Source organism: Oleiagrimonas sp., assembly GCF_027858935.1.
Taxonomy (GTDB): Bacteria; Pseudomonadota; Gammaproteobacteria; order Xanthomonadales; family Rhodanobacteraceae; genus Oleiagrimonas.
In genome coordinates this window covers 1-6,841 of record NZ_JAQIBU010000155.1, presented here as the reverse complement: position 1 = coordinate 6,841, position 6,841 = coordinate 1, and the positions used below count along the sequence as shown (strand labels likewise).

The 6,841-nt window shown below is 64.9% G+C and carries 4 protein-coding genes; 2 read left to right on the top strand and 2 right to left on the bottom strand.

Annotated features, from left to right (window positions below; translation table 11 throughout):
- Positions 1-897, top strand: an 897-nt coding sequence (locus tag PF446_RS05695) for a methylglyoxal synthase (RefSeq protein ID WP_298070274.1), incomplete at its 5' end; no start/stop codon positions are given.
- 34 nt (positions 898-931) lie between these two features.
- On the opposite strand, the gene PF446_RS05690 is transcribed toward PF446_RS05695, so the two are convergent.
- Positions 932-1,360, bottom strand: coding sequence for a YchJ family protein (locus PF446_RS05690; protein ID WP_298070273.1), 429 nt, complete (start codon positions 1,358-1,360; stop codon positions 932-934).
- 92 nt (positions 1,361-1,452) lie between these two features.
- The gene (locus tag PF446_RS05685) at positions 1,453-3,528 is read right to left on the bottom strand and encodes a S9 family peptidase (RefSeq protein ID WP_298070272.1); all 2,076 of its coding nucleotides are present in this window, start codon (positions 3,526-3,528) and stop codon (positions 1,453-1,455) included.
- 293 nt (positions 3,529-3,821) lie between these two features.
- Between PF446_RS05685 and gltB the strand changes: the two genes are divergently transcribed.
- Positions 3,822-6,841 (top strand): glutamate synthase large subunit (gltB, locus tag PF446_RS05680; protein WP_298070271.1); only part of this gene is annotated, 3,020 nt, incomplete at its 3' end.

Here is a 6,841-nt window from a genome sequence, read left to right as displayed (position 1 = left end):
ATGCGCATCGGCCTCGCCGCCAACCAGCTTCACCACGACGCTTCCGACGCTGCACTGTTCCGCTGGCTGCGCGCCTGCGAGCCGGGCATCCGTGAGCTGTGCATGGATCTGCACGTCGTCGGGCGCACCTACGACATGCTGGTCGGCGAGGATCTGATGCAGGACTATCCGCCGCTCAAGCGCTATCCCTACGGCCGCTTTGGCGGCCTGATGATGCTGGTGGCCGAGGTGGTGGGACTGGGTGAGGAACGCACGATCGATGGAATGATCTACCTGATCGACCCGGTCGATCCGTCTTCCGACTATCCCGAGGCGGCGGCGCTGAAGCGGCAGTGCGTGATCCACCACAAGCCGTTTGTCTCGACCCTGGCCGGCGCCATCGATTTCATCGAATGCCAGCGCATGCACGCCGGCCTGACGCCGATGCCTGCGGCGGACCGGTACTTCGCGCTGGAGGGACAGACCGCGGCGCTGATCGCGCATGACGCGATGAAAGACGCGATGCTGGATTTCGCGGGCACCCATTTCGACATGCTCTCGCGTTTTGCCGCGCGCGTGGCCACCGGGACCACCGGCAAGCTGCTCAACGAGCTGGCCTGGGCCAAGGGGTGGCCCCGCGAAAGGGCCTGGGTGACGCGATACGAGAGCGGACCGATGGGCGGTGACGCGCAGATCGCCGACCTGATCCTCAACCATCGTTGCCAGCGCGTGATTTTTTTCGAGGACCCGCACGTGGCGCGACAGCACGAGGCCGACATCCGTCTGCTCGAGCGCGCGGTGACCACGGTGACCGACGAGGCGATTTGCATGACCTCCCCGGTGGTGGCACGGCACTGGACCGAAGCGGTGGCCAGGCGCCGCATGGCTAGCAATGCTCCGGATCGCGCCAAACCGTAAGGCGGACAATGTCGGCCCTGCGGCCTGTTGCGGCTCAGCCGTTGAGGATGTCGCCGTCAAGATAGTACCAGCGCCCATCCTCGCGCACGAAGCGGCTACGCTCGTGCATCCGCTGCGCGCGGCCGCCGCCGACACGGAAACGGGCCACGAATTCGACCATGGCGTGGTCGGTATCCTGTGGTGCATGCTGCTTCACCTGCAGGCCGAGCCAGGTTGGCGCAGGTTGCTGCATGCCCAGGCGCAGCGTGGCGGGTCGCGTGTCCGGGTGCCAGCTGGCCAGCAGGTATTCCTCTCGCCGCAGCACGTAGGCGCTGTAGCGAGAACGCATCAGCGCTTCGGCGGATTCGGCGGCCGCTCCCTGGTGCAGCGGCTCGCAGCAGGCGGCGTAGCCGCGCCGGTCACCGCAGGGGCAGGGCATTGAGGTATCGATGGCTTTGAGCGTGGCGCGGGCGGTATCGGGCATGCCTGCATCATGCCGCGATTTTTCCCCTGGAGCGATAGTGGCGATGCCGATCCCTCGCGCAGGCCGTCGCCGGCTTGCGCGAGGGGATTCAGTCAGTGTGAGTCGCCGAGGTATTTCTCGAACCAGGCTGCGGAGCGTCGCATCACGTCGATGCGGTCCTTCTGCTTGTGGAAGCCGTGTCCCTCGCCGGCGTAGACCACCAGCTTCGTCGGCACGCCCTGGGCGCGCAATGCATGCCAGAACTCGAAGGATTGTGGCGCCGGGCATTCGGCATCACGCTCGCCGACCACGAGTAGCGTCGGGGTGGTGTCCTGCTTGACGAAGTTGATGGCCGAACTCTTGGCATACACCGCAGGATCGTCGTAGACCGAGGCGCCAAAGAACGGCAGCATCCACTGGTCGATCATGTTCTCGCCATAGTAGCTGAGCCAGTCCGACAGTCCGGCGCCGGCAACCGCCGCGCGGAAACGGTGGGTCTGGGTGGGCGCGAACATGCTCATGAAGCCGCCATAGCTCCAACCGGTGAGTCCCAGGCGCTTGTCGTCCACCGGGTAGCGTTTCTCGACGGCATCGACACCAGCGAGGATGTCACGCAGGTCGCCGTATCCCATGTCCTTGCGCACGGCCTTGGTATAGGCCTCGCCTTCGCCCAGGCTGCCGCGCGGATTGGGCATCAGCACGAAGTAACCAAGCGCCGAGTACAGTCCGTTGCCGCCCCAGGCCGGTCGTACGTCCCATACCGGGCCGCCGTGGACGCTGACGATCATCGGATAGGTCTTGTGCGGGTCGTAATGGGCCGGCAGCATCAGCCAGCCCTGTACGTGGTAGCCCTCGTGCGTCCATTCCACCGAAACGGCGTTGCCCCAGGACGGCTTCAGCGCAGCATTGACGTGGGTGACCGCATGCGGTGCTTGCGACATGCCTACCGGCTGGTGCGCGTTGTCGGTGCGAAAACGGCCGACAAAGATCTCGGGAGCCTTGGCGAAGCTGCTGTGGACGAAGGCAAAATGGTTGTTGCCGGCGGACAGCGAAAGCGCGGATGCCACGGTGCCGTCACCGAGCCCTGACGCCTGGGTCATGAGGGGCTTTTCGACCGCCGTATGCATCCCGTGCAGCGTGAAGCTGGATACACGGGTCTTGCCCGAGGCGATCGCGCTGACCAGCAGACGCTGGTTACCGGTCCAGCTCAGCCAGGAGGGCGACGTGTGGATGCCGGGCGTCACGTCTGCCGGCGCGCCGCCCGCAGCCGATACCACGTAGATGTCACCGCCTGTGGCGCCATGGTCGCTCATCAGGCCGCCAATGAAGGCAACGCGCGAGCCGTCGGGCGACCAGCGCGGCACGGCAATCTGCAGGCCATGCAACGAGCCGGTCACCGTGCCCGGATCGACCAGCACGCTCGGGGCCTTGCCTGGCTGGCTCGGTTGTGTATACAGCTTGGCCACCCACCAGTTGTTCTCACCCGGGGGTGGTGCGGCAACAAAGGCCACCTTTGCAGCACTGGGTGACCAGTTGTATTCGTAGACGAACAGGGATTTCGGGGTCAGTGCGGAGGCCTGGCCATTGTTTACGTTGACGGCAAACAGGCGCTGGTGCTGCACGCCGCTGACGCCGATCACGCCCACGCGCGCCTTGCTGGCCGAGGTGGCCCCGCCACGATGGCGGTCGCCGGCAACATAGAGCATCCCCAGGCGGTTGCCGTGCGGTGCCCATGCGAGGTTATGGGCATAGCCGTCCAGATGGGTCAGTCGGCGTGCCTTCGGGTGTGTGTTGTGGGCCGAGGCCAGGTAGATGTCTTCCTGATCAGGGTGTGGCTTGTTGCCACAATTGCTGAAAAAGGCGATTTCCTGGCCATTGGGCGACCAGCTGGGCCGGCCATCGTTGCAGCCCTTGAAGCGTGCCGGCAGGGTCACGTCACGCACGTTGCGGCCATCACGATCGGCCAGTTGCACACGGGCGCCTTTTTTACCGCGCAGGGTCCAGGCCAGCGTCGAGCCATCTGGAGACACGGCCACGCCGCTGAAATGACGGGTTTTGCCCAGGGTTTTCAGTATCGTGGAGATGTGTGCATGGACTGAATCGGTGGGAGCGCCGGCAGGAGCGGCCAGCGCGCTGGCGGGGAGCAGCGCGGCTGCAAGAACAGCAAATAGCGGGTGTAGACGTTTCATGGGAACCCCCGGGGATAATGAACCGGAAACCTAGCATGGTGGCAGGTTGGCTCGCCCGTGCCATTGGTTGTCCCCGACCCGGGAATCGCCCTGTGGCGCGCCCCGGAAGACCGAGAATCTGCCCGGGCCCGGTCAAATTAACAAAAAGACATCTAGACGTCCATACGAATCTTTGACGGCCCTGCCGGAACTATGCTTTAGTGGACGCTCCCCTTTGGCCCGCAGCCGGGCGTAGAACGCTTCGCCTACACGTGCGGAGCGAGCTCAGCGTCTGTCTCCTCAAGAGGTTCAACTTGTCTCAGCCCCGCTCACGCACCTTGTATGACCCCGAGTTTGAGCACGATAGTTGTGGCTTCGGGCTGCTTGTGCATGTTGATGGTCGTAGCAGCACTTCGTTGGTGGATGAGGCCTTCATCGCGCTGGCCCGACTTTCCCACCGGGGCGCGGTCAATGCCGACGGCGTCAGTGGCGATGGTTGCGGGGTGCTGATCCATGGCGCACAGGAATGGTTGCGGGCGCTGGCCGATGAAGCGGGCATTGAGCTGGCGACCCGCTTTGCCGCAGGGCTGGTATTCCTGGATGCATGCTCCGAACAACGTCCTGTCGAGGTTCTGGCCGGGATGCTCGGCGACGAAGGCCTGCAGTTGGCCGGCTGGCGCCAGATTGATATCAACGAGGAGGCCTGTGGCCCGCTGGCTATCGCTGCCAAGCCATCGATCCGCCAGGTTTTCGTCAACGCGCCCGCAGGCTTGGATGAAGCGGATTTCGAACGCGCCCTGCTGCGAGCGCGTCGACGTGCAGAAGTGGTCCTGGGCGAGGACTGCGGCTACATCGCCTCCTTGTCCCAGCACACCATCGCGTACAAGGCCATGGCCGCCCCTGGGCGTCTCAGGGAGGTCTTCACGGACCTCGCGCATCCGGCGCTGAAAGCGCGCGCGGTGGTTTTCCACCAGCGCTTCTCGACCAACACCGCACCCCAGTGGCGCCTGGCGCAGCCGTTTCGCGTGCTGGCTCACAATGGCGAGATCAATACCATCAAGGCCAATCGCCGCTGGATGATGGCGCGCGCGCCCGTGCTGGTTTCGCCAAAGATCGATTTCAGCGACCTGGGTCCGATGGTGCGCCAACGTGGCTCGGATTCGGAAAGTCTGGATAACGCACTGGAAACCCTGCTCGCCGGAGGCATCGACATGCTGGCGGCCATCCGGATTCTGGTGCCGCCGGCCTGGCAGGCCAATGAAAACATCGATGAGGATCTCGCCGCGTTCTACGAGTATTACGCGCTGCACAGCGAACCATGGGACGGCCCGGCCGGTCTGGTGATGTGTGACGGGAACTACGCGGCCTGTGCGCTGGACCGCAACGGTCTGCGACCGGCACGCTGGTCCCTGTCGGACGACGGCACCCTGCTGGTGGCTTCGGAAACCGGCATCCGCGATTTCCCGTCTTCGCGCCTCGTGGCCAAGGGCCGTCTTGGCCCGGGGCAGATGCTGGCCGTGGACCTGAAGGCGAACCGCCTGCTCAAGGACCCGGAAATCGATGCCATCAATGCCGCCCGCGCACCGTTCCGCAATTGGCTGCGTGCCGGCGTGCAATACCTGGAATCGGACCTGATCGACCCCAGCCTGGCCGCGCAGCCACTGCCCGCGGACGAGTTGCGCCGCTACCAGAAGCTTTACGGTCTGACCCGCGAGGAACGCGACAGCGTGCTCAAGGTGCTGGCCGAGACCGAGAGCGAGGCCACCGGTTCGATGGGCGATGACACCCCTGTCGCAGCGCTTTCGCGGCAGGTACGCCCGCTCTACGATCGTTTCCGCCAGAGCTTTGCCCAAGTGACCAATCCGCCGATCGACCCGCTGCGCGAGCGGCTGGTGATGTCATTGACGACGCAAATCGGTCCCGAAGGCAACCTGTTCGAGCTCGCGGCCGACAATGCCCGCCAGATCATGCTCAATTCACCGCTGCTTTCGCAGCGCAAGCTGCGCCAGCTGATGGCGATGGAGCCGTTCGTCGGGCATACCGCGAGCCTGGACTTGTGCCGGGACCCGGCCGAGGATCTGGAAACTGCCCTGCGGCGACTTCGCGACGCCGCCATCGAGGCGGTACGTGCGGGTGCGACGCTGATCTTTCTTACTGACCGCTACCCGCGCCCGGATACCGTGCCGATCCATGCGTTGCTCGCCACCGGCGTCGTGCATGCACAGTTGGTCGACACGGGTCTGCGTTATCGCTGCAACGTGATTGTCGAGACGGCCACCGCGCGCGACGCGCATCACTTTGCCTGTCTGATCGGTTTTGGAGCCACGGCGGTCTATCCGTGGCTGGCCTATCAGACATTGCTGGACATGGCGCGCTCGGGCTTTATCCGCCACGACGAATCCGAGCCGTTCGAGATCGGGCGCAGCTATCGGCGCGGCATCCGCAAGGGCCTGCTGAAGATCCTGTCCAAGATGGGCATATCCACCATTGCCGGATATCGCGGAGCGCAGCTGTTCGAGATCGTCGGCCTGGCGCCGGATGTCGTGAACCTGTGCTTTCCGGGCACGCCCTCGCGTATCGGGGGGGCCGGATTCGAGAGCCTGGATGGCGACCAGCGCCTGATGGCCGCCAGCGCCTGGGATGAAAGCGTGGAGCTGCTTGCCGGCGGCCTGTTCAAGTACGTGCACGGCGGCGAGTACCACATGTACAACCCGGACGTGATCACCAGCCTGCAGCAAGCCGTGCGCAGCGGCGATGCAGCCGCATATCGGCGTTATGCCGACCACGTCGACCACCGCCCGCCCTCGGCGCTGCGTGACCTGCTGCGCGTGCGCGAGATCGAAACCCCGTTGCCGTTGGACGCGATCGAACCGCTGGAGTCGATCCTGCCGCGCTTCGACTCGGCCGGCATGAGTCTGGGAGCCTTGTCGCCGGAGGCGCACGAGGCCCTGGCCATCGCCATGAACCGTCTGGGCGGACGCTCCAACTCCGGCGAGGGCGGTGAGGATCCGGCGCGCTACGGCACCGAACGCATGAGCAAGATCAAGCAGGTGGCTTCGGGACGTTTCGGCGTGACCCCGGCCTACCTGGTCCATGCCGAAGTGCTGCAGATCAAGATCGCGCAGGGCGCCAAGCCGGGCGAGGGTGGCCAGTTGCCCGGTCACAAGGTGAACGAAATGATTGCCCGCTTGCGATTTGCCAAGCCGGGCATCGGCCTGATCTCGCCGCCACCGCATCACGACATCTATTCGATCGAGGACCTGGCGCAGCTGATCCACGATCTCAAGCAGGTCAATCCCGAGGCCCTGGTCTCGGTCAAGCTGGTCAGCAATGC